Consider the following 26,192-nt stretch of genomic DNA (forward strand, 5'->3'; position numbering starts at 1 on the left):
GCGTCGACAACGGGAACGGCATGGAGGCAAGCCTCAACAGGCGTGGATTTTTGTCTTCTGAAACGCAGCAGGTGCACCATGGCGGGCACTGCCGGTCTACTCAAAAATCAGTGTTCCCATGCGTCATACCCTAACCAAGTTCCGCCACGTTTGTGAACCCCTCAGCTAGCATGGCTCCCGTGACCAGCATCGCTTCGATCGTCACCACCTTGCGGGCTGCGGGCTGCGTCTTCGCCGAAGACGAAGCCCAGCTCCTGATCCGCGCGGCCAGTACCCCGGACGAGCTGGCCCGAATGGTTGATCACAGGGTGCGCGGACTCCCGCTCGAACACATCGTGGGGTGGGTCGATTTCTGCGGGCAGCGGATGGCTGTGGGACCCGGCGTATTCGTTCCGCGGCGTCGTACGGAGTTCCTGGTCCGGCAGGCAGCGGCCATCGTCCGGCCGTCAACCGAGGGGCGCCGCGCCGTCGTCGTCGACCTCTGCTGTGGCTCCGGCGCGATAGGCGCAGCTTTATCTGAACTGATGGGTGGGCTCGAGCTGCACGCTGCCGACATCGATCCGGCCGCGGTCCAGTGTGCCCGGCGCAATGTGGAACCCCGCGGCGGCCACGTCCACCAAGGTGACCTCTACCAGGCACTCCCCCGCAGGCTCCGGGGGCAAGTCAATGTGCTCCTGGCCAACGCACCCTACGTGCCCACCGGGTCCATCGGGATGATGCCGCCGGAGGCCCGGCTCCACGAGCCGATGGTGGCGCTCGACGGCGGAGCTGACGGTTTTGCGGTGCAGCGTCGAGTGGCGTCCGGGGCACTTGAGTGGCTGGCACCGGGTGGTGCCCTGCTGATCGAGACCTCCACGGCACAGGCATCCGAAACGGCCGCGATCATGGTGGGTGCGGGGCTCGCGGCCACAGTGGTTTCGGATGAGTCGCTCGGGGCAACCGTGGTGCTGGGTTCACTTCACCTGGGGCCTTCGGACATTGGACAACAATGAACAAGAAACTCATCCCACTCGCCGTTGCCGGCTTTCTGCTCGCGGGATGTTCATCAGCCGCGACCCAAGCCGGATCCGCGCCCAGCGCGCCTGTAACAAAGACGGAGGCCAGCCAGCCGGCAGTAGCCACTGAGGCTGTCCCGACCGCATCTGGCGAGGTCGACAAGACTGCAGACTTTAAGACGGCAAACGCCTCTGCGGCTTGGGCAGGTAGCATCACCGCCGTGACCGAGACGGAACCAGGCAGGCTCAGCATCGACACCACACTCATTGACCCACGCGGAGCAGCGGACAGTGATGCAGCGAAGACTGCCATAGCAATTTGCGAGTCCGCAGTTCAGCTCTACCAGCCCAGCAATGTAGCAGTGAAAGAAAAAGATGGAACCCACTTCGTCCTCTTCGGCCACCCCTCCGTACCCGTAGGTGCCTGCGCGGAAGTCCGAACGATCAGATGATCGGAAGATCGGAACTTGCCAGGTCGGATCGTGCTTCCGTACCGGCACCTTCTACCGACCACGCTTGGACGCACCGTTCCGCCACGCGATGAGCACCACGATGACCAAGCAATCCGTCAGTTTTTGACTCCGTTTCCGCCCCTTTTGGTGGGCTTGGCTAAACAATTTGGTAACAACGTGCTTTGTGGGCAAAACCGGGCCGAAATCCGCGTGTTTGCGGGGCAAGAGCGGGCAATGAGATGCAACACAACTAGGCAATTTGCACCCCCAGACGGTCCAAAAATCGGATCTCAACTCGGGTTTTGGGCCAAAACCGCGTAAAATTGAAGGCCTGCCCAGAGCGGGGCAGCAGAAGTCGCAAGCAAATGACCTCCCTAGGAGAAGCCCAAATGCCCACAGACCAAAGCAACACCGTCTCTCCGGATGGCGCAAGGAACGCCACCGGACAGCAGGTATCGGCAGGCCGCAACCCGGCCGCCGCAAACGCAGCAAACGCAATGAACGCAGTAAAGAACGCGGCGAAGAAGACAAAGCTTCGCCCGAAGCGTCGGCTCAAGGAGTCCGACGTCAACGTGGTGGACAAGCCCATGCTGAGGAAAGCACTCGGCGGCACCATCGTCGGCAACACCATGGAATGGTACGACGTTGGCGTTTTCGGCTACCTCATCACCACCATGGGACCTGTATTCCTCCCTGAAGCGGACAAGTCCGTCCAGACACTCTTCCTGCTGGGCACCTTCGCTGCAACCTTCATCGCGCGCCCCCTCGGCGGCGTCGTGTTCGGTTGGCTCGGCGACAAGGTGGGCCGCCAGAAGGTACTTGCAGCAACACTGATGATCATGGCGGCAAGCACGTTCGCCGTCGGCCTCCTTCCCGGCTATGCGCAGATCGGCATCTGGGCCGCCGCATTGCTGGTGATCCTGAAGCTGATCCAGGGCTTCTCCACCGGTGGCGAGTACGCCGGTGCCACCACCTTCGTCAGCGAGTACGCGCCGGACAAGCGCCGTGGCTACTTCGCCAGCTTCCTGGATATGGGCAGCTACATTGGCTTCGCCCTCGGCGCCGCCCTGGTTTCCATCCTGCAGCTCACGCTCGGACAGGCTGCCATGGAGGAGTGGGGTTGGCGGATTCCGTTCCTGATCGCCGGGCCGCTGGGCCTGATCGCTGTTTACTTCCGCAGCAAGATCGAAGAATCCCCCCAGTTCCAGGCAACACTGGACGCCCAGGAAGCCACGGCCAAGAACGCAGCCTCGCAGGACGCAGCTGTTGCCAAGGGTCCCGTTGGCATCATCAAGGCATACTGGCGCCAAATCATCCTGGCCATGATCCTCGCAGCCGCAGCCAACACCGTCGGCTACGCCCTGACGTCCTACATGCCCACGTACCTCACGGATTCCAAGGGCTACGACCCCGTCCACGGCACCCTGCTGACCATCCCGGTCCTGGTGATCATGGCCGTGTGCATCCCGCTGACCGGTAAGCTCTCGGACCGCATTGGCCGCCGCCCCGTCCTGTGGATTGGTGCAGGCAGCACCATTGTCTTCTCGGTTCCGGCCTTCATGTTGATCGGCATCGGTGAGATCTGGTCCACGCTGGCTGGCCTGGCACTGATCGCTTTCCCAGTGACGTTCTACATCGCCAACCTGGCCTCGGCCCTCCCCGCGTTGTTCCCGACGTCCAGCCGTTATGGCGGAATGGGTATTGCCTACAACTTCTCGGTGGCCATCTTCGGCGGAACCACGCCGTTCATCGTGCAGGGCCTGATCGAGGGCACCGGCGATGACATGATGCCGGCGTACTACCTGATGGCCACGTCCATCATCGGTGCGATTGCCATCTTCTTCCTGCGTGAATCCGCCCAGCGTCCGCTGCCGGGCTCCATGCCCAGCGTAGACACCCAGGCTGAAGCGCGCGAGCTCGTCGCAACGCAGGACACCAACCCGCTCATCAACCTGGACGAGATGCCGTTCGACGGCCAGCCCATTGATGACGCAGTGTTCGGCAAAGGCAACAAGGACCTGACCCCCGCTTAGGAACTCTTTGCCTGCAACTTCTGAGCAGTAATTAACACTGCAAGCGACACGGATAGTTCGCGGCCAAGCGCCGCCCAACGTAGCCACCAACCCCAAGGCGCTCTCCTTGAGGTTGGTGGCTACGGTCGTTAAGGCACCACCTGCACGTTGCTCACCCGCTGTTTCGTTGTTGGCCAACGACGGAACTGCGGGCCTGCAACGGGCCCTTAGGACGACAGCAACTTCCGCACCGCTTCCCCAATAATCCGCGCGCCCTCCGGGAACGCTCCGGGGTTGGGTCCAGCGTAGTTGAGCCTGATGTGCGGCCCTTCCGGCTCTGCTGGGAACCACTCGGTCCCTGCTGCAATGAGCACCCCCGCCGCTTCGCAATCCTTGGTGAGCTGCTCGACGTCGAACCCGTCCGGCATCCGCAGCCACAGGTTCAAGCCGCCTTTGGGCAGGTTGCTGAGGTGGGCTTCGGGGACGTGTTCCGCGAGGCTGGAGACCAGAAGATCGCGGCGCGACTGCAGCTGATGGCTGAGCCCGCGAAGGTGGGTTTGCCACCCGGGCTGAGTGACGACGTCGAGCGCTGCCGCCTGCAGCAATCCGCTAACGTACATCGACTCGGCGGCCTGTGCGCCCATGATCCGTTCCCGGGCGGGTCCGCGGGCAATAATCGCCGCAACCCGAACGGCCGGCGACACGCTTTTGGTCAACGAGCGGATGTAGACCACGTGGCCGGAATCGTCCTTGGCAGCTATCGGCGCGGAAGGCGCCGTGATCCCGAAATCGTGGGCCCAGTCATCCTCCACAAGGAAAGCGCCATGGTGCTGCACGATCCGCAGCACCTCTTCCCCACGCTTGGCCGACCACTGAGCTCCCGTGGGGTTGGCGAAGTTTGGCTGCGCGTAGAAGAGCCGGGCCCCGGATTCCTCGAAGGCCCTGTCCAGCTCGTCGGGATCGGGACCTTCGGGGCCGCTCGGTACGGGGATGATGTTCACGCCGGCCTGACCCGCGGCCAGCAACGCGCCCCAGTAGCTGGGCGATTCCACCAGCAGTGGTTGGCCGTGGCCCACAAGTCCGCGAAAAATGGAGCTGAGTCCGCTTTGGCTCCCGGGAAGAACGACGACGTCGCTCGGCTGGGGCGGCGTGACGCCAACCGGCGTGGAGGCGCCCAGTTCCTGCGCGAACCATGATTGCAGCTCAGGGATGCCCTGCGCCGGCGGCCTTGAGAGGGCGGCTTCTCCCCTGGCAGCCCGCGTGAGGGCGGCGCGGACCAGCCGCTCCGGGAGAAGCTCGCGGTCGGGATATCCGGAATGAAAAGCGATGGCATTGTTGGAAGCGCTGCGCATGGCAGCAGAGTTCAGGGGCCGCGGGGCCTGGGCCGACCTGAGGGCAGCGGTCTGCCAGCCGTAGTCCGATGGCCTCGCCGTGCGGTACGCCCGGACGAATGTTCCCACGCCCGGACGACTCTCGATCAAGCCTTGGGAAGTCAGCGTTCTCAAGGCCTTCTGGACCGTGACCGGACTGGCTTGGTATTCGGCCACGAGGTGGCGGGTTGATGGCAGCTTCGATCCCGGAGCGGCTTCCGAAATCCACTCTTTCAGTCCCACAGCGATGCGGGAACTGCTATCGTTATTCATGAGTCAACATAGTAGCGCTACTAATCTTTCGCGGCCAGTGATATCCCCCAAGACCTCAACCGGCATATGGTGGGGCCTCCTGGGAGTCGTCGCTTTCTCCTTTACCGTCCCCTTCACCCGCGTGGCCGTTGAGGGACTTTCGCCCCTGTTCATTGGTGCCGGCCGGGCCGTAGTGGCAGCCCTTCTGGCGGCACTGGCCTTGGCCGTGACCCGGCAGCGCTTTCCCCGGGGCCGGCAATGGTTCAGGTTGGCCGTAGTAGCCGGAGGCATCGTTGCGGGGTTCCCGTTGCTCACCACTTTCGCCCTTACCAGCACGTCCGCCAGCCATGGAGCGGTGGTCATTGCACTCCTTCCGGCAGCCACCGCCACGGTAGCGGTCATTCGGGGACGGGAGCGGCCCCGCCTCCTGTTCTGGGTCCTCACCGCAGTAGGCGTGATCGCGGCCCTCGCTTTCGCGCTGGTCCAGTCCGGCGGTTTCGGTTCACTGCACTGGGCCGACCTGCTGCTTCTTGGCGCAGTGCTGGCCGCGGCTGTGGGCTACGCGGAGGGCGGCTTGTTGGCCCGCGAACTCGGAGCCTGGCAGACCATCTCCTGGGCTTTGGTTGTGGCATCGCCCGTGATGATCCTGCTGACGGCCCTGTCCGTGGGATCAGGACTGCCCTCAGCCACGCCCGTTCAATGGCTGGGCTTCGCGTACCTTGGCGTTGTGAGCATGTTCCTCGGCTTCTTCGCCTGGTACCGGGGGCTCGCGATCGGCCCCATGGCCCAGGTCAGCCAAATCCAACTGGTCCAACCGGTCATGAGCATCGCATGGGCTGCGCTGTTATTGGGCGAATCCCTGAACTGGACCACCGTGGTGGGCGGCCTTGCGGTGATTCTCTGTGCAGGCGCCGCAGTCCGCGTCAGGCTCAACCCGCCGTCGGCCTCTTAAGACCTGCCACCCCGAAAGGACACCTCGCATGTATACCCCCGCACATTTCGCCGCCTCACCGGAAGCACTTGACTCGTTGCTCACGCAGACCAGCGCCGCCAACCTGGTCACCATGTCCCCGGAGGGACTGCAGGCAACCCTCCTGCCTTTTGTGTACGACCCCTCAGTCGGGGAGCATGGTGCGCTGCAAGCCCATATGGCCAGGAACAATCCGCAGTGGTCCTTGCCGGTCACCGGTGAGGCCCTGATGATCGTGCAGGGCGCCGACGCCTACATCTCGCCGTCCTGGTACGCCTCCAAGGCCGAACACGGCCGGGTGGTACCCACCTGGAACTACTCCACTGCGCATGTTTACGGCCAGTTGATCATCCATGACGACGCCGACTGGCTGGCAACGCACGTCCGTCACCTGTCCGACCGGAACGAGGCCGGCATGCCCAAACCCTGGACAGTGGACGAAGCCCCCGAGCGGTTCATTGCCGGGCAACTGCGGGCGATTGTCGGCGTCGAACTTGTCATCAGCCGGGTGGAGGCTAAAACGAAACTCAGCCAAAACCGTTCGGCCGACGACGTGGATGGCGTCGTCGCCGGGCTTCGGGCCCGTGGAGATTCTGCGAGCGCCGCCGATGTGGAAAGGGCCCGGACCTCGTAGACTCGGCGCATGCGTGAGGTTGCAGCTGGGTCCGTGGGGGCCGTTCACCATCTCGAAATCTGGGTGCCGTTCCTGGACCGTGCACGGGCAGAGTGGGGGTGGCTGCTGGGCGAGCTCGGTTATGAGCCGTTCCAGGAGTGGCCCACTGGTTGCAGCTGGAAACTTGGTGGGACCTACGTCGTGGTGGAGTGCTCCGATGCCATCACCGGCACCGCTCACCGCCGCACCGATCCGGGGGTGAACCACGTTGCCTTCCACGCTGGCACGCGGGAAAACGTGGACCGCATCCGCGAGCTCGGAGCGGACGCGGGTTGGTACGAAATGTTCGAATCCAAGTACCCGCACGCCGGCGGCCCGGACCACTACGCCGCTTACCTGATCAACACCGACAGCTACGAAGTTGAGCTGGTGGCCGCCGACTAGGTGCACTGCCGGCTAGGTGGGCGGGACCACCGGGCGCCACATAGCCACCCGCGGCCAGCGGGTCAGGCCCAACTCCGCCTCGTGTTCCATAAGGCGGGTGAGCTCCGGACCCCAGCTACCGGCGTCGAGCATTTCAAAACCGAGCCGCCGGTAATACGGAGCGTTCCAGGGCACATCCCGGAACGTACTGAGGGTCTGCCGATGCATTCCGTGGCCCCTGGCCCAGACGCGGGCGGCGTGGAGGAGCTCGCGGCCAATGCCCTGGTGGGCTTGGTCGGGGTGGACGCTGACCTGTTCAACATGGCCCTCGCCGTCCACGACATCAGCCAGGAGATACGCCACCGGGTAATCGAGCCCGTCGACGTACACCCACGCCCGCCCGGCAGCGGCGTAGGCGCCCAATACCTCCACGGGAAACGGCTCATCGTCCGCTATCGGGTCCATGCCAAGCTGCCGGAAAACTTCCCCCGCGGCGCGCTCAATATCCTGCATCAGCTGCAGGTCATCGGCGTGGGCGAGCCGGATCATTGCCGTGCGTCCAGCGCGGGCGGTGCCTGTGCCACCAGGAATTCGTTGCGCTTTTCAATGAGATTCTGCATGTACCGGGCGAGGATCAGCTTTTCCGCCAAGCGGCCCAACGGGCCGAAAGGCGCCGCGAATTCGATCGTGTCCACCATCAGTGTTCCACTACCGTCGGGGCGGAACTCGTGGGTGTGGCGGAGGTACTTAAAGGGGCCTTTCACCTGTTCGTCAGAGAACGACGCCGGGGCCTCCATCCGCACAATACGGCTGGTCATGCGGAACCGGACTCCGAGGTGCCATGCCTGCCACGTGACGGTCTGGCCTTCCGAGATCAGACCCGTCGTGACGCCTGCAACGGCCTTCTCGCGGCTCTTGGTCATCGACTCCACGTGGGCGTCGATGTTCCGCGAAAGATCGAACAGCTCCTGCGGCGGCATGGTGGATCGGGTGCGGCAAACGAAAGCAACAGGCATACGTTGATCTTCCCAGACCTTTCCGCCTCAGAGCGCGCCAGCTCACCACGTGTTGTGACCGCGCTTATAGCGGTACGCTTGCCCGCCCTGATAATTTCGAAAGCAAACCGTGGAAGATTGGTGGTGTTCCCCTGTGCCCGCATTTTTGACGCACGCCCGTGAACTCCACCGCCTTGGCCCGGCCAACAACGATCGCCTCTCAGCCGTTCGCGTTGCGCTCAGCGTTGCCGTGCCTGCGCTGGTCCTGGTCCTCATCGGACGTCCCGACCTCATGATGTACGCAGTCTTCGGTGCGCTGACCGGAATGTACGGCCGCAACGAAACCCACCAGCTACGGCTCAAGCACCAAGCACAGGCTGCGCTGATCCTGGTGGGCGGGCTGAGCATCGGCGTCGTCCTGTCCGTGAACCACATCCACTCGTGGTGGTTGGTGCTCGTGGCTACCCTCTTCGCAGGGTTCGGCTCGTTGTATGCCGATGCCGTGCGGCTGAAGCCAATTGGTCCGTTCTTTGGCATCCTCGCCTTGGGCGCCTGCGCTTCGGTGCCAACCAGCGTCCCGTTCACGACGGCGATACTCATCGGAGCCGCGTCCGCCGCCTTCTCCCTGGTGGTCGGCTTTGCCGGCTGGTTCCGGCACCGGGCCTGGGTGGCCGGCGCTACGCGCGACGTTCCAATGCTCAGTGGGCCCCTGCGCCAAGCGGCACTCGTGCACGCCACCCGCTACATGCTGGCGGTTGGCGTGGCTGGGGCCATCGGTGTGGTGAGCGTGAGTGGCCACCCCCACTGGGCCATGGCTGCGGCGGCGGTGCCGCTTGCCGGGGCCGATCTCCCCAGCCGCGTCCACCGGGGCATCCACCGCATCGTGGGGACGTTCCTCGGTTTGGTGGTGGTCGCCGTCGTTCTTTTCCCCAGTCCGCTGTCGCCCCTGCAGTACTTTCCCGGCCACGCCACCGTGGTCCTGGCGGCGGTGGTGGTCCTGTGCCAGTTCCCCACGGAGCTGTTCATGGCCCGGCACTATGGCTGGGCGATGGTGTTCTTCACCCCGGTGATCCTGCTGATCGCCCAACTCGCGTCGCCCATGGATCCCGGCGTCCTGGTGATGGAGCGTGCCATCGAAACGTTCGTCGGGGCCGTGGTGGGCATCGCCGTCGCCGTCCTTGTGCGGGCGCCCCAGGCCAAGCCCGCCGCGCAGGGGCCATAAGACATACTGGTTCCATGCAGGCGACAACGGTGTTGGTCGAAGGCGAAAGTGACCGGCTCGCGGTCGAGTCACTCGCTCGTCGCTGCGGACATGACCTGGCCTCAGAGCGGGTCACGGTGGTTCCCATGGGAGGCGCCACCAGCATCGTCCACTTCCTGGACCGTTACGGTCCGCGTGGGGCGAACCACCGGCTCTTGGGCCTGTGTGACGAACGTGAATCGTGGGGCATCGCCCGCGCGCTGGAAAAGGCCGGGATCGGATCCGGGCCACTGGACGAGCTCGGGTTCCATGTTTGCCGGGCTGATCTGGAGGATGAACTCATTCGCAGCCTCGGCGTCGACGCCGTGCTGGACGTCATTGACGCCCAGGGCGAGCTTGCGTCGTTCCGGCTCCTCCAACGCCAACCATCGCAGCGCGGGCAACCGGAACCTGCACAGTTGCGCCGGTTCTTCGGCGGCCGGAGCGGCAACAAGATCCGCTACGCGCCGTTACTGGTGGACGCTTTACCTGCGGGGCAAGCGCCCGACCCGCTCGCGCGGCTCGTTGAAGCCTTCACGCGTGAAAGTTAGGGCTCCAGCGGCTTCCGCGGCGGCCCGGACGTCAGCCTTGCCGGCAAGATGCGCGCGAAGAAGCTGACCACTTTGTAGCGTTTGGTGGGGATGGAAACGCCTTTGCCCTTTGCGTTGTCTTCCAGCCCCACACGGACCACGCGTTCTGCGGTCAGCCACAAGAACCGTGGAGCCACGGATTTGTCCATGCCCATGCGGTCGTGGAATTCGGTATGAGTAAAACCCGGACACACGGCAGTGACCTGGACTCCGGACTTCGCATAGCTGAGGTTGGCCCAGCGACTGAAAGTCACCTGCCATGCCTTGGCGGCCGAGTACGTGCCCCGGTTAGCGAACGCGGCAACGCTGGCAACGTTGATGATCCTGCCCCTTCCGCGTGGCAACATCACCTCCAGGGCAGCGTGGCACAACTCCATGGGCGTCTGGACATGCAGTCTCAGATGCCGGCGTTCTTCCTCCAAATCGTTGCGCTCGAACGACTTCAGGAGCCCCAGTCCGGCGTTGTTCACCAGCACGTCCACGGGCCTTTCGGCATCCCTGAGACGGTCCGCTACTGCCGAAACGCCGACGTCGGTTGTCAGGTCTGCGGGCAGGACCTCCGCCGAGATACTGAAGTCGCGTTCGAGCTCCGCGGCTTTGTCCTTCAGGCGCTGCTCGTCACGGGCCACCAGCACCAGGTGGTGCCCCGATTCGGCGAGTTGGCGGGCGAATTCAGCACCGATCCCCGCCGTCGCACCGGTGACCAGGGCGGTGAGTTCATTGGCTCGAGTCGTCATGGGCCAAGACTAGCTGCCCCCACGCCGAGGGGTTAGCTCCCACCCCCTTGCCCACGCCGAGGGTGCCGAGACCTAACCCCTCGCGGGGTGTCAGACGAACTTCGCCAAGGGGTTGGCCAGGCGCCCCGCCATCTGCAGCCCGCCCGATGGATCCGAGATGTCCAGCATTTGCTGGTTGTTCCGCAGTTGGAGCCGGTTGAGGCAGGAGAGTTCGAAGTCCGGAGCGAACAAATCATGCATGGCGAACTGATCCGCGAGCTCCGGGTGACGCTGCTGGTACTCCTTCACAACAGTTGCGGCAGTGCCCCAGAACCCGTCCTCGCCCAGCGTCCCGTCCTCCACAAGGATTGCTCCCAGGAAGCGGAAGATGCAGTCGAAAACATCGGTGAATATGGCCAGGACCATTTCCTCGGCCGGGATTTCGGCCTTGATGCGCGAAACCTCTTCCGGCAGTTCCAGCCGGTCCCCCATCACCACGATTTCCTCGGCAATGTCCTTCATGATCGCCCGTACCGGCACACCGTCCTCAAGGATCAGGATGACGTTTTCGCCGTGCGGCATGAACGCGAGTTCGTACTGGTAGAGGCAGTGAAGCAGCGGCACAAGATACGCCTCGAAGTAGCGGCGCAGCCACTCGGTGGGAGCCAGCCCAGATCGCGCAATGAGGGCGGAAACCATGGACTGGCCGGTGCCATCAACGTGCAGCAGCGACGCCATGGTGGCCAGCTGCTGTCCGTCCTTGAGCAACGGCAATGGACTTTCCCTCCACAGGGCCGAGAGCATCTTGCGGTAGGGCGAACCCTTGGCCGAAGCAGCCTCGTAATAGTGGTTGTGATAGCCGATGGCCGCTGTTTCACGGATCATGGCCAGGCCCCGGTTCTGGAGCTCCTGGTCATTGCCGATCAATTCCTGCAACCAATCGTTGATGGCCGGCGTTGCCTTCATGTACTGCGGCGAGAGCCCACGCATGAAGCCCATGTTCAGCACGGACATCGCCGTTTTGACGTACGCCTTCTCTGGGTGGTCGGTATTGAAGAACGTCCGGATGGACTGCTGTGCCTGGTAGGAATCCTCACCGGTGCCAAGGTTCACGATGTGGCGCTGGGCGATTTCTGCCGCGAACGTCACGGTGAGCTTGTTGTCCCACTGCCATGGGTGGACGGGCATGAGGAGGTAGTCCTCCGGATCCAGCCCTGACGCGGAAAGCTCCGCGTTGAACCAAGCCAACGTGGCCGGCCCGAGTTCAGCTTCGAAGTGCGTGCGGTAATCCAGCCCGGCGCTCGAGGTAAATACTGCCTTGCTGCGATGCACGGCGATCCACTGCAGCTTCACAATGGCGCCGGTTTCCGGCGCGAACGCATGGTAGTCCGCGATCCCGAATCCCAGCCGGCCATTGTTGGCCACGAAGCAGGGGTGCCCCTCCGTCATGCTGTGCTCGATGGCTTGGAAGTCAAGGGCACGATCCGCGCCTCCGCTGACGCCTGCCGCCAGTTGCGCGGAGGAGAACGGCTTGCCTTGCTTGTACGCGTGGCTGGCCAGCGTGCTGCTGATTTCCTCGAGGTACACGGGCAGCATTTCCTGGCGGATGGCCAGTGCTTCGTGGAATTCGGCAATGAAATCCAAGGCGTCCACCGGAAGCTCCTGGCCATCCCGCAACCGAACGATGGAGTCCGCGACAACAGACCAGTGCTCCAGTTGCAGGACGCGCGCCCGGAAGCGGTACTCGACGGTGTCGTCGTCGCTCACCACCTTGTACAGGCCGACGCCGGCGCCTTCCTCCCGGATCAACTCCGGGACCAGGATCCGTTCGTGTGAAAACTCGGCAATCGCCTTCCGTACCACGTGCCGGTTGGCAATGGCCCAACGCTCAGGCGTCAGGTGGGACACCGAGGCAGCGGCCGCGGTGGTCACGTTATCGGCAGTGGTGGTCACAGGGATTCTCCTCTGGTTGGCGCGGCAGTCGCGGCCAGGATCGGGGTCAGGGTTGCGAGGAAATCCTCGCGGGTGCAGAAGCTCAGGAGCCCCATTTTGTGGTCTTCGGCAGGATCGACGGCGGGCAGCGTCACCACGCCGTGTGGCCTGAAGCCCACCTTTTCGTTGAGCACGTGGATCTTGTGGTTCCGGGCGTCAGGCTCGACGACGACGCGCTGGGTTGCAGGGTCATCGAACAGTTCCGTCATGACGGACTGCATAACGGCGGTGGTGTAGCCCGGCAGCGGTTCCCGGCTGGGTGGGGACACGAGCAGGTGCATTCCGACGTCGCCGGCTTGGACTTCGTAGACGTCCGCCAAAGGCGACGATTCCGGGCGGTACCGTTCCATCAGGAAGGCGGGGACGCCGTCGTCGAGCCCTAAGAACGCCTGGTGGTGGTCCGATCCGGCTATTCGCGAGTACTCCTCCACTACGTCCCGTTCGGTGGCCGACACCATGCCCCAAAAGCGGGCGTACTCCTGGCTGACCCAGCTGTGGAGGACAGGTGCATCGGCCACGGGATCCACGGGCCGAAATGTGAAACTCATACGGTTACTCCAGTTGTTTCCGGCAGGCTGGCCACCACGGGAGCCGGTGCGCCAAATTGCTGGAATGCGATGCTGCGCTCGATTGGGTAGACCTCGCGACCCGTGATTTCGCGCAGAATGCAGGAGTTGCGGTAGGCGGCCATGCCCAGGTCCGGGGTGACGAAACCGTGCGTGTGGAGCTCGGCGTTCTGGACGAAGATTTCGCCGGGTTCGACGCCGGTTCCGTAGTTGCGCTCGACGTCGAAACGGCCTTTGGAGTCGCGGCGGATTCGATCCTGGATCCCTGCCAGGAAGGCGGGTTCCTTGTAGCTGTAGCCGGTGGCGAGCACTACGGCTTCAGACTCCAGGGGGTAGTCCCGCCCGTGTTCTTCATGGTGAAGCTGGAGTGTGTGGGTGCCGGTGGAGCCGTCCCACTCGGCTGCAGTCAACGACGAGTGCGTGTGCAGCTGGGTGTCCACCATGCCGGAGAGACTCTTGGTGTAGAGGAGATCGTAGATGTCGTCAATCAGGTCCGAGTTGATGCCCTTGTACAGGTTCTTCTGGTTCTTGATCAGGTGGTCGCGCTGCTCGCCGGGGAGCGAATGGAAGTAGTCCACGTACTCCGGCGAGGTCATCTCCAGCGTGAGTTTGGTGTATTCGAGCGGGAAGAAGCGGCCGGAACGGGTTACCCAGTTGAGCTGGTAGCCGTAGACATCAATTTCCTGAAGGAGTTCGTAGTACAGCTCGGCCGCACTCTGGCCGCTGCCCACGATCGTGATGCTGCGCTTGGACTGCAGCTCACTCTTCCTCGACAGGTAGTCGGCGTTGTGGAGGACCAGTCCCCCGGCGTCTACTATTCCTGCACAGGCGTCCGGTACATAGGGCGATGTGCCTGTGCCAAGGACCAGTTTCCGGGCGCGAAGCACCTCAACGCCCTCGGGGCCCTGCACCGAAAGGTGGTACACGCCGTCGTCGTAGGTCACATCCAGCACATCTGTGCTAAAACGGACAGACTCCAGCTGACCCGCCACCCACTGGCAGTACTGGTTGTACTCCGCGCGCAGGGGGTAGAAGTTCTCACGGATATAGAAGCGGTACAAGCGTCCGGTCTGCTTCAGGAAATTCAGGAAAGAGAAAGGCGACGTCGGATCGGCGAGGGTCACGAGGTCCGCCATGAAGGGAACCTGCAGGTGTGCCGGCTCCAGCATCATGCCCGGGTGCCAGTCGAAGGAATCGCGGCGGTCCAGGAACACGCAATCGAGATCCGCCACCGGCTCGCTAAGTGCCGCCAGGCCCAGGTTGAAGGGCCCGACGCCGATACCTGCGACGTCGTAAATCCTGCCGTTGTTTGGGGTGCTCATGCGGCGGCCTCCGTGGTGTTTGCGAGGAGGCTGGCGCCCGTCCTGCGAATGAGTTCGATGATTTCCTGGATGTCCTGCAGGGAGGCCTCAGCGTTGAGGAGGGTGAATTTAAGGTAGTGGCGACCAGCCACCTTGGTGCCCGCCACCACAGCGTCACCCGAGGCGAAAATCGCTGCGCGGATCGCGGGATTGATGGCATCGGCTGCGTCTTCATCGATGACAAGACCGTCAACCACCGGGCGGTAACGGAATACCAGGGTGCTTAACTGTGGTGGGGCAGCGAGCTCGAATTCGTTGTCGTTGGCCAGCAACGTACCTACCCGGGCGGTGAGGTCGATCGCTTCATCGAAAAGCGCTCCGATTGCGTCGGCACCCATGATCCGCAAGGTCAGCCACAGCTTGAGGGCGTCGAAGCGTCGCGTGGTCTGGATGCTCTTGTCCACTTGGTTGGGGATCTCGGCCTTGGCGGCGCTCTCAGGATTGAGGTAGTCCGCGTAGTAGGTGACGTGTCCCAGCATGGAGCCATTGCGGACCAGCACCGCGCTTGAGCTGACCGGCTGGAAGAACGTCTTGTGGAAGTCCACCGTGACGGAGTCGGCCAGGTGGATCCCGTCCAGGAGGTGCCGGTGGCGACCCGAAACAATGAGCCCTCCCCCATAGGCGGCGTCAACGTGCAGCCACGAATCGTAAGCCCGTACCAATGCGGCGAGCTCGGTAAGCGGATCAACCGAACCGAAGTCCGTGGTCCCGGCGGTGGCCACAACCGCCATCGGCACCAGCCCGGCGTCGTGCGCTTCAGCCAAAGCAGCCGCAAGGGCGGTGGGGTCCATGCGGTGGTCTTCGGCAGTGGGTATGGCAACAACGGCGTCGAAGCCGAGCCCCAGCATGGACGCGGACTTCTGAATGCTGAAGTGGCTGTCGGCAGAGGTGAAGATCCGGAGGCGGTCAAGCAAGTGCGGCAGACGGGCCTCGGAGTTACGGACACGCAGCGTGGCCACCGCGTGGTTGCGCGCCATCAGCAGCGCCTGGAAGTTGGACTGGCTGCCACCCGAGGTGAACACGCCATCGGCGTCGGCGGTGAAGCCGATGCGCTCAGCGGTCCAGTCGATCAGGCGGCGCTCGATCATGGTGGCACCCGCACTCTGGTCCCAGGTGTCCATGGAGGAGTTCACTGCCGAGAGAACAGCCTCACCAACCAGCGCCGGGATGACGACCGGGCAGTTAAGGTGGGCCGCATAGCGGGCGTCGTGGAAGTAGATGGCGTCCTTGAGGTACAGCTCGTCGAGTTCCTCAAGGGCCGCTGCCGTATCAGGCAGTGGGCGTTCGAGGTCGACGGCGCCAACCTTCGCTTTCAGCTCAGCATGCCCGACGCCGGTGAACGGCTTGGCGGTCCGCTGCACTTTGGTGGAGACAGCGTTGACTCCTTGCAGAACCTGCGCGACGTAACTGGGCGAATTTCTTGCGTTGAACAGCTGGTTGGTGGCGGCGAGGGCCAGTTCCACTTTGGAGCCAAAATCCTGCTCCTGAGCGATCCGCTCTTCGACACTTGGTGACGTCACGTCAGCTTCCTTCCATTGCTTTGGGGCGCTTGTTAGCAAGGTAAGCCTTACTTAGGTAAGCCTTTCCGTCAAACTTTTGTGACCTATTTCGCTTGGAAGGCTGTTTCTAGAGGTTTCTTGCGGTTTTTTGTCGTGCGGGTACGTCATTGACTTTGTTTGGCACCGCCCGAAGTGCACAATGTTGGCCGATTTTGTTGACGTGGAAGCGCGGAGGGATCACCACCCTGAGTGCGACCAGACGGGGTAGAGTGCAGAGAACATCAACGGCCACGGGCTGGGGGATCCATGAAGGACCACATTCACGAGCGCATCGGCTTCCGCGAGATTGACGAGAACGGCAACGCCGTCACGGCGATCAGCCCGCACGCACCCGAGCCTGTTGACCCGGAGAGGTCCCGCCCATCCATCAATCCATTCGTCGTTGCGCTGTGGGTTCTGAATGTAGGCCTGGCGTGGTTCGGAGCGTGGGCGTTGACCACGGCCACCTCAGCGATCATCAGCCCGACACCCAGCCAGGAGCCCGAGTCCGCCCAACTGAACTTCCTGATGCTGTCCAACGCGCCGTATGCGCTGCTGGCTGCGGTCCTGCTCACTGCCGCCCTCCTGTTCTGGCACGCGGCGCAGTGGCAAAAGAAACGGCCGACCAGGTAACAAGTACCTGATCGGCCGCCCCCCAATAAATGGGGCCAACTACACCACTGTGGCGCCCAAAACACACTTGATCGCGGTGGCAGGCTTGGTCACTTCGCTGTTGGTTACCCAGTCGAGGGCCTTGCCTGGCTGCGCGTCCTTGAAGGTCTGCTCGCCGCGCGCCAGAACCGCCGAGGTGGACGGATCCACCCAGCTAACGGTGATCTTCACCGCGCCCTTGGTGCCCTCTGGAGGTGTAACCGTCCCTTTGGCTGTCACCTTTCCTGGCGCGGTATCGCAGGACGTCATTGTGGTGGCCTCGATAATCCCGACACCCGGGTTGGCAGGTTTTGCCTCACCTGTGGTGGCGGCTTGGGTTGTGGTTGACGACGGCGATGTGCCCGCTTCGTTGCTCGGGGACGACGAGCAACCAGCGAGTGCGGCCGCCGAAACCAGCAAACCCGCAATGCATGCGACTGTCTTCTTCATGGTCTGGCTTCCTGGTTCTTCTGGGTTTTATTCGTTCATGAAATGCGCGGCAACCGGGGTTGGGGCCCCGATTGCCGCGCACTTTTTGTCCTATGCCTCGGAACGCCTGCGGCGTCCAACAAGGAACAGGAACAGCCCCGCGCCAACAACCAGCAGGCTGATGGGCAACACGGTGAGGACAACTCCCGTGCTGGCCAGCGAACCTCCGGGTTGGCTCGGAACCACCGGCGGGAAGGTCACAACAACACTTGCAGGTGGTGTGGTGACAGGGGGTCCCACCGGGGGCCTACCCGATGCGGTTGCCGTGTTGGCAACTTCACCGGCGTTGATGTCGGCCTGGGTGATCGCGTACGTCGCCGTAGCCGTCACCGTTTCCCCGGGAAGCAGTGTTCCTGCCACCCCTGGCCAGGCGTAGGTCAATGCTGAGAGGCCCACCATGGGATCGTTGACAGCGACACCCGTCAACGGCACATTCCCGGTGTTCTTGATCGTGAACTTGTAGATGATCACGTCTCCAACGTGGGTGGGGTCCCCCACCCCTGAAGCGTCGGCCGTCTTAGAGAACTCCAAGCCCGAGTTTGGCGTTAGCGGTGTGTCCGTCTCTCCCGGAGGAGGAGTAACGGGCGTTCCCGTCGGAGGCGTACCGGTGGTGGTGGCGCTGTTCGCAACATGGCCAGCGTTGATGTCGGCCTGGGTAATTGCATACGTCGCCGTAGCCGTCACCGTTTGTCCGGGCAGCAACTCGCCCGGAGTACCTGGCCAGGTGTACGTCAGAGCCGAGAGACCAGCCAACGGATCCGTGATGGATACCTTGGTGAGCTTCACGTTGCCGGTGTTCTTGGCCGTGAAGTTGTAGGTGATCCGATCCCCAACCTTCGACGGCGACTGAACCGCCGAAGCGTCTGCCGTCTTCGTGAAGGTCATCGCCGGAGCCGGGGTCAACGGGGTGTCCGTCTCGCCCGGAGGAGGCGTCACAGGGGGTCCGACCGGCGGAGTACCGGTGGTCGTGGCGTTGTTCGCGACATGCCCAGCGTCGATATCAGCCTGGGTGATGGCATACGTTGCCGTAGCCGTCACGGTCTCTCCGGGAAGCAGTGTTCCTGCAACGCCGGGCCAGGTGTAGGTCAGTGCCGAGAGGCCAGCCAGCGGATCCGTGATGGATACGTTGGTCAGGGTCACGTTGCCGGTGTTCTTCGCCGTGAAGTTGTAGGTGATCTTGTCGCCTGTAACAGTCGGGTTCTGAACCGCCGAGCTGTCCGCCGACTTGGTGAACTCCATGGCCGGAGCCGGGGTCAGCGGGGTGTCCGTTGTTCCCGGAGGAGGCGTTACCGGCGGACCGGTGGGCGGAGTACCTGTTGTGGTCGCAGCGTTCGCCACGTGACCGGCGTCGATATCAGCCAGCGTGATGCTGTACGTCGCCGTCGCCGTCACCGACTGGCCCGGAAGCAACTCGCCAGGAGTGCCCGGCCAGGTGTACGCCAGGGCAGACAACCCTGACATCGGATCCGTGATGGAGACGTTCTTCAGCGTGACGTTGCCCGTATTCTTCGCCGTGAAGTTGTAGGTGATCTTGTCACCTGCAACAGTCGGGTCCTGAACAGCCGAGCTGTCCGCCGACTTGGTGAACTCCATGGCCGGAGCCGGGGTCAACGGGGTATCCGTCGTTCCTGGAGGAGGCGTCACCGGCGGCCCAACAGGCGGGGTGCCTGTGGTGGTCGCAGCGTTCGCCACGTGACCGGCGTCGATATCAGCCTGGGTGATGGAGTACGTTGCCGTAGCCGTCACCGTCTGGCCTGGCTGCAACTCGCCCGGAGTACCGGGCCAGGTGTAATCCAGCGCCGAAAGACCAGCCAGCGGATCCGTGATGGAGACATTCTTCAGCGTGACGTTGCCGGTGTTCTTGGCCGTGAAGGTGTAGGTGATCTTGTCACCTGCAACGGACGGGTCCTGGACAGCCGAGGCATCGGCAGACTTGGTGAACTCCATGGCCGGAGCCGGGGTCAACGGGGTATCCGTCGTTCCCGGCGGAGGCGTCACCGGCGGACCGGTGGGCGGAGTGCCTGTGGTGGTCGCAGCGTTCGCCACGTGACCGGCGTCGATATCAACCTGCGTGATCGCGTACGTTGCCGTAGCCGTCACGGTCTGGCCGGGAAGAAGCTCACCAGGAGTGCCCGGCCAGGTGTACGTCAGTGCCGAGAGGCCAGCCATCGGATCAGTGATGGCGACGTCCTTCAGCGTGACGTTGCCGGTATTCTTCGCGGAGAAGGCATACGAGATGACGTCGCCAACCTTGGAAGGATCCTGGACAGCTGAGGCATCAGCAGTCTTGCTGAACTCCATGGCCGGCTTCGGGGTCAACGGGGTGTCCGTGGTTCCCGGAGGAGGCGTCACCGGCGGACCGGTGGGCGGAGTGCCTGTGGTGGTCGCCGCATTGGCGACGTGACCGGCGTCGATATCAGCCTGCGTGATCGCGTACGTTGCCGTGGCCGTCACCGTCTGGCCTGGCTGCAACTCGCCCGGAGTACCCGGCCAGGTGTAGTCCAGCGCCGAAAGACCAGCCAGCGGATCCGTGATGGAAACGTTGGTGAGCTTCACATTGCCGGAGTTCTTGGCCGTGAACGTGTAGGTGATTTTGTCGCCTGCAACAGACGGGTCCTGAACGGCTGAGGCATCAGCCGTCTTGGTGAACTGCATCGCCGGAGCCGGGGTCAACGGGGTGTCCGTGGTTCCCGGAGGAGGCGTGACAGGCGGACCAACCGGCGGAGTGCCTGTAGTGGTCGCAGCGTTAACCACGTGGCCTGCGTTGATGTCAGCTTGGGTAATCGCGTAGGTTGCCGTAGCCGTCACCGTTTGGCCTGGCTGCAACTCGCCCGGAGTACCCGGCCAGATGTACGTCAGGGCCGAGAGACCAGCCAGCGGATCCGTGATGGAAACGTTGGTGAGCTTCACATTGCCCGTGTTCTTGGCCGTGAAGTTGTAGGTGATGGTATCGCCAACAACTGCAGGGTTCTGAACGGCGGAGGCATCCGAGCTCTTGGTGAACTGCATCGCCGGAGCCGGGGTCAACGGAGTATCCGTCGTTCCCGGAGGAGGCGTCACGGGCGGTCCAACCGGCGGAGTACCGGTGGTCGTGGCGCTGTTCGCAACATGTCCGGCGTCGATATCGGCCTGCGTGATCGCGTACGTTGCCGTGGCCGTCACCGTCTGACCGGGCAGGAGTGTTCCTGCCGCTCCAGGCCAGGTGTACGTCAGAGCCGAGAGACCAGCCAGCGGGTCGGTGACCGACACATTAGTCAGCGTGACGTTTCCCGTGTTCTTGGCCCTGAAGGTATAGACGATGCGATCCCCTACAACCGACGGGTTCTGAATACCGGAAGCGTCTGCTGTCTTGGTGAACTCCATGGCCGGAGCCGGGGTCAACGGGGTATCCGTGGTTCCCGGAGGAGGCGTGACAGGCGTCCCCGTGGGAGGCGTACCGGTGGTCGTGGCGCTGTTCGCAACATGTCCGGCGTCGATATCAGCCTGCGTAATCGCGTACGTCGCCGTAGCCGTGACCGTCTGACCGGGCAGCAACTCGCCCGGGGTACCGGGCCAGGTGTATGCCAAAGCCGACAGACCGGCCAGCGGATCCGTGATGGAAACGTTGGTGAGCTTCACGTTGCCGGAGTTCTTCGAAGTGAAGGTGTACGTAATGACGTCACCAACCTTTGAAGGATCCTGAACAGCCGAAGCATCAGCCGTCTTGCTGAACTCCATGGCCGGAGCCGGGGTCAACGGAGTATCCGTGGTTCCCGGAGGAGGCGTCACTGCGGGCCCCGTGGGCGGGGTTCCCGTGGTGGTCGCCGCGTTGGCAACGTGGCCTGCGTCGATATCAGCTTGGGTGATGGAATACGTTGCCCTAGCCGTCACCGTCTGACCGGGCAGCAACTCGCCCGGGGTACCCGGCCAGGTGTAGGTCAATGCCGAGAGGCCCGGAAGCGGGTCGTTGATGACCACACCGGTGAGCTTCACATTGCCGGAGTTCTTCGAAGTGAAGGTGTACGTAATGACGTCACCAACCTTGGAAGGATCCTGGACAGCCGAGGCATCAGCGGTCTTACTGAACTCCATGGCCGGAGCCGGGGTCAACGGAGTATCCGTGCCAGCCGGAGGAGGCGTCACTGCGGGCCCCGTTGGCGGGGTTCCCGTGGTGGTTGCGGTGTTGGCAACGTGGCCTGCATCGATGTCAGCCTGCGTGATCGCGTACGTTGCCGTAGCGCTGACCGTCTGGCCCGGAAGCAACTCGCCGGGCGTGCCCGGCCAGCTGTAGGTCAATGGCGAAAGGCCTGGAAGCGGGTCGTTGATGACCACACCAGTGAGCTTCACATTGCCCGTGTTCTTCGAGGTGAACGTGTAGGTGATCTGGTCACCCACAACAGACGGATCCTGGATGGCTGAAGCGTCAGCAGTCTTGCTGAACTCCATGGCCGGAGCCGGGGTCAACGGAGTATCCGTGGTTCCCGGAGGAGGCGTGACAGGCGGACCAACCGGCGGAGTGCCTGTGGTGGTCGCGCCATTGGCGACGTGACCGGCGTCGATATCAGCCTGTGTCACTGCGTACGTTGCCGTAGCCGTCACAGTCTCGCCGGGCAGCAGCTCCCCTGGAGTTCCGGGCCAGTTGTACGTCAGTGCAGACAGGCCAGCCAGTGGATCATCAATCACCACACCGGTGAGCTTGACGTTGCCTATGTTCCTGGACGTAAACGTGTAGGTGATCTGGTCACCCACAACCGACGGCGACTGAATAGCCGAAGCATCAGCAGACTTGGTGAACTTCATCGCCGGAGCCGGGATCAACGGGGTATCCGTCGTTCCCGGAGGAGGCGTCACCGGAGGGCCAGTGGGAGGCGTTCCGGTTGTCGTAGCACTGTTGGCCACGTGACCTGCGTCGATATCAGCCTGTGTTACCGCGTATGTTGCCGTAGCCGTCACCGTCTGACCGGGCAGCAACTCGCCCGGGGTACCGGGCCAGATGTATGCCAAAGCCGAGAGGCCCGGAAGGGGGTCGTTGATGACCACACCGGTGAGCTTCACATTGCCCGTGTTCTTCGAGGTGAATGTGTACGTAATGACGTCACCAACCTGCGAAGGATCCTGGATTGCCGAAGCGTCGGCGGACTTGGTGAACGTCAAGGCAGGGCCAGGAGTCAACGGAGTGTCCGTACCGGCCGGAGGCGGGGTTACCGCGGGACCGGTGGGCGGAGTACCAGTGGTGGTAGCAACGTTTGCTACGTGACCGGCGTCGATATCAGCCTGCGTGATGGCGTACGTTGCCGTAGCCGTCACCGATTGGCCCGGAAGCAACTCGCCGGGCGTGCCTGGCCAGGTGTAGGTCAATGCCGACAGACCCGCCAAGGGATCGTTGATGACCACACCGGTGAGCTTCACGTTACCCGTGTTCTTCGAGGTGAAGGTGTAAGTGATCTTGTCACCAACAACCGACGGCGACTGGATAGCCGAAGCATCAGCAGACTTGGTCAACTCCATGGCCGGACCGGCCGTCAACGGAGTGTCCGTACCAGCCGGGGGCGGGGTTACCGCGGGACCGGTGGGCGGAGTACCAGTGGTCGTAGCAACGTTCGCTACGTGACCGGCGTCAATATCAGCTTGCGTGATGGCATACGTTGCCGTAGCCGTCACCGACTGGCCCGGAAGCAGTTCGCCCGCAGCACCCGGCCAGGTGTAGGTCAAAGCCGACAGACCCGCCAGCGGGTCATCAATGACGACGCCGGTGAGCTTAACGTTGCCCGTGTTCGTGGACGTGAACGTGTAGGTGATCTTGTCACCCACAACGGACGGGTTCTGGATTGCGGACGCGTCAGCGGACTTGCTGAACTTCATGGCCGGAGCCGGGGTCAACGGCGTATCCGTGGTTCCCGGAGGAGGCGTTACGGACGGTCCTGATGGCGGTGTGCCGGTTGTGGTTGCCGCATTGGCGACGTGACCGGCGTCGATATCGGCCTGGGTGATGGCGTACGTTGCCGTAGCGGTCACGGTTTGGCCGGGAAGCAGCTCGCCCGGGGTGCCGGGCCAGGTGTAAACCAGCGGCGAAAGCCCAACCAAGGGGTCGTTGATGGACACGTTGGTCAACGGGACATTGCCGCTGTTCTTCGAGGTGAAAGTGTAGGTGATCAGGTCGCCAACAACAGACGGATCCTGGATAGCCGAAGCATCAGCGGACTTGCTGAACTGCATGGCCGGAGTTGACGTCAGCGGCGTATCGGTGGTTCCAGGAGGAGGAGTGACCGGAGGGCCGGTGGGCGGCGTGCCCGTGGTCGTTGCAGAGTTTGCGACGTGGCCGGCCGTAATGTCGGCCTGCGTGATGGCGTACGTTGCCGTGGCCGTTACGGTCTGGCCGGGAAGCAACTCGCCGGGAGTGCCGGGCCAGGTGTAGGTCAGAGCCGACAGCCCAGGCAACGGATCGTTGATGGAGACGTTGGTCAGTGGAACGTTGCCGGTGTTCTTCGAGGTGAAGGTGTAGGTGATCTTGTCACCAACAACCGACGGCGACTGGATAGCCGAAGCGTCAGCAGTCTTGCTGAACTCCATGGCCGGAGCCGGAGTCAGCGGGGTGTCCGTACCAGCCGGGGGCGGGGTTACCGCCGGGCCCGTGGGCGGAGTACCAGTGGTAGTCGCCGTGTTGGCGACATGGCCGGCATTGATGTCGGACTGCGTGATGGCGTACGTTGCCGTAGCTGTGACGGTCTGTCCGGGCAGGAGGGTTCCTGCGACACCCGGCCAGGTGTACGTCAAAGCAGACAAGCCAGCCAACGGGTCGTTGATGGAAACGTTGCTCAGGGACACATTGCCGCTGTTCTTCGCGGTAAAGGTGTAGGTGATCTTGTCACCCACAACCGACGGCGACTGGATAGCCGAAGCGTCAGCGGACTTGCTGAACTCCATGGCCGGAGCCGGGGTCAGCGGGGTATCGGTACCTGCAGGCGGCGGGGTAACAGGAGGACCTGTCGGAGGATTACCCGTGGTGGTGGCAAGGTTGGCTACGTGTCCGGCATCGATGTCGGCCTGCGTGATGGCATATGTAGCCATTGCGGTCACGGTTTCACCCGGCAGCAAGGTGCCAGGAGTTCCCGGCCACGTGTAGGCGAGCGGGGACAGTCCAGCCAGGGGGTCGTTGATGGTGACACCCGTCAGCGGTACGTTGCCCGTGTTCTTCGATGTGAAGGTATAGGTGATCTTGTCGCCAACAACCGCCGGTGAGTTGATAGCCGAAGCGTCAGCGGACTTGGTCAATGCCAGTTCCGGTGCCGGTACGGCCGTATTGGTGAGAACACAACTGATGTCGGCGCCAGCAACCGGCACCAGGGAGTAAGCGCCATTTACGACGGCGCCGGTGGGCAAGCCTGCCTGGAGTCCGTTGGCGTCAACACAACTGATCACCTTGCTGTAGCCGGACAGGTTGGTTCCGGACTCCGTCAGGTAGTACGTTGCACCTGCGTCAGCGACGTATTTTCCGGTAACACCCGTACCCGCAGTAACAGTGGATCCCGTACCCGACGTCGTCGCATTGGCAGTGTTGCTGACAACAGGTCCCGTCGCGGATCCGGTACGGATTTCAGTGGTGAACTGGTCCGAATCCATCAGGCGGGTGGCGTCCAGCGCCTTGCTCAGTTGCAGGCGCGGGGCCTTGACCACCAGGGTGGCATCTGCCGGAGGGTTCAGGTTGGTGACGATGTTGGCCGGACCATTGACGTAGGTTCCCTCGGCCGCAGCCGTGACGTCCACGGTGATGGTGCACGAAGCCATGGCGTCAGCCAGGTCGCCGCCGGTTACGGCGAGGATGTCACTGCCTGCAACGGCGGTCCGAATAAACGGGTTGGTTCCCGCGGCCTGGACACAAGTGCCGCCAATGTTCGGCGCGTTTGCGATTTTCAGCCCGGCAGGAAGGGTATCCGTGACGGACCAGTCGGTCTTTGCCTTGACGTCATCGGTGTTGGTGACCGTGAGCGTCAACGTGGAGGTTCCACCGGGCCCAATGAGCGCGGGAGAGAACGACTTGTCCAGTTGCGGGGTAACGTCCACGATCTGGGGAAGGTCGAAAGCGACGTCGTTGCCCGAGCCACTGGTGGCTTCGTTGCGCACTTCCAGGCCCAGCGAAGGAGTCGTGCCTTGCGGGACCTGGTAGGCCCCGGACTGCAGTTTGGTGATTTCGGTGACTCCACCGTTGGTGGTGTTGGTTCCACAGGGATCCAGCCCGGTACCCAGGACAAGTGGTGTGCCGTTGACGAGGAGGCTGAATGTCTCCTTGGCGTGGGCGGCGTGACAGTTGACCTGCGCAAAGTAGGCCGAAACAGCGTAGTAATGGCCCGCAATGGCCGGGATCGTGTTGGACTTCGTGCGGAATTCTGTTCCAGCCGTGATCCTGCCGTTGCTTGCGTTGGTGTACTCAGACAGGACCTGGTTTTTGGCGGCCTGTGCTGCTGTCATTCCCTGCGCAAGGCCCAGTTTGACGGCCATGTCACGAATCTGTCCCCAGCCATCAGGCTGGTTATTGACACAGCCAGCGTCCGACGTGGGCAGTGGGGTGGATGAATTCAGGATCCACCCGTCGCACTGCCCGCCAGCTGGCGTGTACGGGGTATCAGCCGTGTACGTTTCATTGGCCGCCTTCGCCCCGCCCGTGTAATTGAGGAGGCTGATGGCGCCGCCGGTGGCGTCTTGGTTGGAGAAGTCCTCCGTGTAGACCGGAGTTCCTGGTTGGGTAATTCCCGGCGACCCCGGGACAGTCGCCAAGGAGGGCGGGGCCAAAGCGCCACCTACCCCCAATGACATCACTGCTGTAGCGACGACAGCCGCCAGCAGTTTCTGTGGACGTGTGTGTTTCATGGGTTCTCTTGTTTTCTTTCGGTCACACGGGGCGCCGGCCCTAGGAGGGCTTCGACGTCCCGTTTGGGCTACTCACCAGTAGTCCAGTACGCGCAACAGACGATTCGTGTCGCTGAAAGCCCA

The 26,192-nt window shown here is 63.1% G+C and carries 19 protein-coding genes; 9 read left to right on the top strand and 10 right to left on the bottom strand.

What is annotated here, in order from left to right:
* Positions 1-170: 170 nt before the first annotated feature.
* From NEK97_RS12525 to NEK97_RS12535, 3 genes are all read left to right on the top strand, one after another.
* Positions 171-992, top strand: coding sequence for a putative protein N(5)-glutamine methyltransferase (locus tag NEK97_RS12525; protein ID WP_257370232.1), 822 nt, complete (start codon positions 171-173; stop codon positions 990-992).
* On the top strand, positions 989-1,447 hold the full coding sequence (locus tag NEK97_RS12530; protein ID WP_235520260.1) for a hypothetical protein: 459 nt from the start codon (positions 989-991) through the stop codon (positions 1,445-1,447). Before NEK97_RS12525 ends, NEK97_RS12530 begins: the two co-directional genes overlap by 4 nt.
* 389 nt (positions 1,448-1,836) lie before the next feature.
* Entirely contained in the window at positions 1,837-3,480 is a 1,644-nt protein-coding gene (locus NEK97_RS12535) for an MFS transporter (RefSeq protein WP_257370233.1), read from the top strand.
* 206 nt (positions 3,481-3,686) lie between these two features.
* Here NEK97_RS12535 and NEK97_RS12540 read toward each other — a convergent pair whose 3' ends face one another.
* Entirely contained in the window at positions 3,687-5,102 is a 1,416-nt protein-coding gene (locus NEK97_RS12540; protein WP_257370234.1) for a PLP-dependent aminotransferase family protein, read from the bottom strand.
* On the opposite strand from NEK97_RS12540, the gene NEK97_RS12545 reads away from it, so the two are divergent.
* Genes NEK97_RS12545 through NEK97_RS12555 form a run of 3 tightly spaced genes read left to right on the top strand, consistent with a single transcriptional unit; the run spans position 5,101 to position 7,108 of the window.
* Positions 5,101-6,033 (top strand): DMT family transporter, encoded by a 933-nt coding sequence (locus NEK97_RS12545; protein WP_257370235.1) that lies wholly within the window; start codon positions 5,101-5,103, stop codon positions 6,031-6,033. The genes NEK97_RS12540 and NEK97_RS12545 overlap by 2 nt on opposite strands.
* Positions 6,034-6,061: 28 nt before the next feature.
* Positions 6,062-6,685 carry an FMN-binding negative transcriptional regulator gene (locus NEK97_RS12550; RefSeq protein ID WP_257370236.1) on the top strand — a complete coding sequence of 208 codons (624 nt, stop codon included), beginning with the start codon at positions 6,062-6,064 and terminating at the stop codon, positions 6,683-6,685.
* A gap of 9 nt (positions 6,686-6,694) precedes the next feature.
* A complete protein-coding gene (locus NEK97_RS12555; protein ID WP_257370237.1) occupies positions 6,695-7,108 on the top strand; it encodes a VOC family protein in 414 nt (137 codons plus the stop codon).
* Between the two features lie 12 nt (positions 7,109-7,120).
* Here the strand turns inward: NEK97_RS12555 and NEK97_RS12560 are convergent, their stop codons facing one another.
* Positions 7,121-7,636 (bottom strand): GNAT family N-acetyltransferase, encoded by a 516-nt coding sequence (locus NEK97_RS12560; protein WP_257370238.1) that lies wholly within the window; start codon positions 7,634-7,636, stop codon positions 7,121-7,123.
* Positions 7,633-8,103, bottom strand: coding sequence for an SRPBCC family protein (locus NEK97_RS12565; RefSeq protein ID WP_257370239.1), 471 nt, complete (start codon positions 8,101-8,103; stop codon positions 7,633-7,635). Before NEK97_RS12565 ends, NEK97_RS12560 begins: the two co-directional genes overlap by 4 nt.
* 133 nt (positions 8,104-8,236) lie before the next feature.
* On the opposite strand from NEK97_RS12565, the gene NEK97_RS12570 reads away from it, so the two are divergent.
* Together NEK97_RS12570 and NEK97_RS12575 are read left to right on the top strand one after the other, a co-directional pair.
* Positions 8,237-9,304, top strand: coding sequence for an FUSC family protein (locus NEK97_RS12570; RefSeq protein ID WP_257370240.1), 1,068 nt, complete (start codon positions 8,237-8,239; stop codon positions 9,302-9,304).
* 14 nt (positions 9,305-9,318) lie between these two features.
* Positions 9,319-9,873, top strand: coding sequence for a TOPRIM nucleotidyl transferase/hydrolase domain-containing protein (locus NEK97_RS12575; protein WP_257370241.1), 555 nt, complete (start codon positions 9,319-9,321; stop codon positions 9,871-9,873).
* On the opposite strand, the gene NEK97_RS12580 is transcribed toward NEK97_RS12575, so the two are convergent.
* The 5 genes from NEK97_RS12580 to NEK97_RS12600 all read right to left on the bottom strand — a co-directional run bounded on the left by NEK97_RS12580 (position 9,870) and on the right by NEK97_RS12600 (position 16,067).
* Positions 9,870-10,649 (bottom strand): SDR family oxidoreductase, encoded by a 780-nt coding sequence (locus NEK97_RS12580; protein ID WP_257370242.1) that lies wholly within the window; start codon positions 10,647-10,649, stop codon positions 9,870-9,872. The genes NEK97_RS12575 and NEK97_RS12580 overlap by 4 nt on opposite strands.
* A gap of 90 nt (positions 10,650-10,739) precedes the next feature.
* Entirely contained in the window at positions 10,740-12,581 is a 1,842-nt protein-coding gene (locus NEK97_RS12585) for an IucA/IucC family siderophore biosynthesis protein (protein ID WP_257370243.1), read from the bottom strand.
* On the bottom strand, positions 12,578-13,168 hold the full coding sequence (locus NEK97_RS12590; RefSeq protein ID WP_257370244.1) for a GNAT family N-acetyltransferase: 591 nt from the start codon (positions 13,166-13,168) through the stop codon (positions 12,578-12,580). Before NEK97_RS12590 ends, NEK97_RS12585 begins: the two co-directional genes overlap by 4 nt.
* Complete coding sequence (locus NEK97_RS12595) at positions 13,165-14,508, bottom strand: lysine N(6)-hydroxylase/L-ornithine N(5)-oxygenase family protein (protein ID WP_257370245.1); 1,344 nt, start codon at positions 14,506-14,508, stop codon at positions 13,165-13,167. Before NEK97_RS12595 ends, NEK97_RS12590 begins: the two co-directional genes overlap by 4 nt.
* Positions 14,505-16,067 (bottom strand): aspartate aminotransferase family protein, encoded by a 1,563-nt coding sequence (locus NEK97_RS12600; protein ID WP_308292482.1) that lies wholly within the window; start codon positions 16,065-16,067, stop codon positions 14,505-14,507. Before NEK97_RS12600 ends, NEK97_RS12595 begins: the two co-directional genes overlap by 4 nt.
* Positions 16,068-16,352: 285 nt before the next feature.
* On the opposite strand from NEK97_RS12600, the gene NEK97_RS12605 reads away from it, so the two are divergent.
* A complete protein-coding gene (locus tag NEK97_RS12605; protein WP_257370246.1) occupies positions 16,353-16,718 on the top strand; it encodes a hypothetical protein in 366 nt (121 codons plus the stop codon).
* Positions 16,719-16,757: 39 nt separating this feature from the next.
* Here the strand turns inward: NEK97_RS12605 and NEK97_RS12610 are convergent, their stop codons facing one another.
* Both NEK97_RS12610 and NEK97_RS12615 read right to left on the bottom strand, forming a co-directional pair.
* Positions 16,758-17,186: a hypothetical protein gene (locus NEK97_RS12610; RefSeq protein WP_257370247.1), complete on the bottom strand. Its 429-nt coding sequence runs from the start codon at positions 17,184-17,186 to the stop codon at positions 16,758-16,760.
* Between the two features lie 90 nt (positions 17,187-17,276).
* Positions 17,277-26,069 carry a DUF11 domain-containing protein gene (locus NEK97_RS12615; protein WP_257370248.1) on the bottom strand — a complete coding sequence of 2,931 codons (8,793 nt, stop codon included), beginning with the start codon at positions 26,067-26,069 and terminating at the stop codon, positions 17,277-17,279.
* Positions 26,070-26,192 lie beyond the last annotated feature (123 nt).

Source organism: Paenarthrobacter sp. UW852, from assembly GCF_024608385.1.
Taxonomy (GTDB): Bacteria; Actinomycetota; Actinomycetes; order Actinomycetales; family Micrococcaceae; genus Arthrobacter.

What these genes read in the sequence shown, in the direction of transcription:
- NEK97_RS12525 (WP_257370232.1), top strand. Translation starts at nt 171, where the DNA reads ATGGCTCCCGTGACCAGCATCGCTTCGATCGTCACCACCTTGCGGGCT.
- NEK97_RS12530 (WP_235520260.1), top strand. Translation starts at nt 989, where the DNA reads ATGAACAAGAAACTCATCCCACTCGCCGTTGCCGGCTTTCTGCTCGCG.
- NEK97_RS12535 (WP_257370233.1), top strand. Translation starts at nt 1,837, where the DNA reads ATGCCCACAGACCAAAGCAACACCGTCTCTCCGGATGGCGCAAGGAAC.
- NEK97_RS12545 (WP_257370235.1), top strand. Translation starts at nt 5,101, where the DNA reads ATGAGTCAACATAGTAGCGCTACTAATCTTTCGCGGCCAGTGATATCC.
- NEK97_RS12540 (WP_257370234.1), bottom strand. Translation starts at nt 5,102, where the DNA reads ATGAATAACGATAGCAGTTCCCGCATCGCTGTGGGACTGAAAGAGTGG.
- NEK97_RS12550 (WP_257370236.1), top strand. Translation starts at nt 6,062, where the DNA reads ATGTATACCCCCGCACATTTCGCCGCCTCACCGGAAGCACTTGACTCG.
- NEK97_RS12555 (WP_257370237.1), top strand. Translation starts at nt 6,695, where the DNA reads ATGCGTGAGGTTGCAGCTGGGTCCGTGGGGGCCGTTCACCATCTCGAA.
- NEK97_RS12560 (WP_257370238.1), bottom strand. Translation starts at nt 7,636, where the DNA reads ATGATCCGGCTCGCCCACGCCGATGACCTGCAGCTGATGCAGGATATT.
- NEK97_RS12565 (WP_257370239.1), bottom strand. Translation starts at nt 8,103, where the DNA reads ATGCCTGTTGCTTTCGTTTGCCGCACCCGATCCACCATGCCGCCGCAG.
- NEK97_RS12575 (WP_257370241.1), top strand. Translation starts at nt 9,319, where the DNA reads ATGCAGGCGACAACGGTGTTGGTCGAAGGCGAAAGTGACCGGCTCGCG.
- NEK97_RS12580 (WP_257370242.1), bottom strand. Translation starts at nt 10,649, where the DNA reads ATGACGACTCGAGCCAATGAACTCACCGCCCTGGTCACCGGTGCGACG.
- NEK97_RS12590 (WP_257370244.1), bottom strand. Translation starts at nt 13,168, where the DNA reads ATGAGTTTCACATTTCGGCCCGTGGATCCCGTGGCCGATGCACCTGTC.
- NEK97_RS12595 (WP_257370245.1), bottom strand. Translation starts at nt 14,508, where the DNA reads ATGAGCACCCCAAACAACGGCAGGATTTACGACGTCGCAGGTATCGGC.
- NEK97_RS12605 (WP_257370246.1), top strand. Translation starts at nt 16,353, where the DNA reads ATGAAGGACCACATTCACGAGCGCATCGGCTTCCGCGAGATTGACGAG.
- NEK97_RS12610 (WP_257370247.1), bottom strand. Translation starts at nt 17,186, where the DNA reads ATGAAGAAGACAGTCGCATGCATTGCGGGTTTGCTGGTTTCGGCGGCC.
- NEK97_RS12615 (WP_257370248.1), bottom strand. Translation starts at nt 26,069, where the DNA reads ATGAAACACACACGTCCACAGAAACTGCTGGCGGCTGTCGTCGCTACA.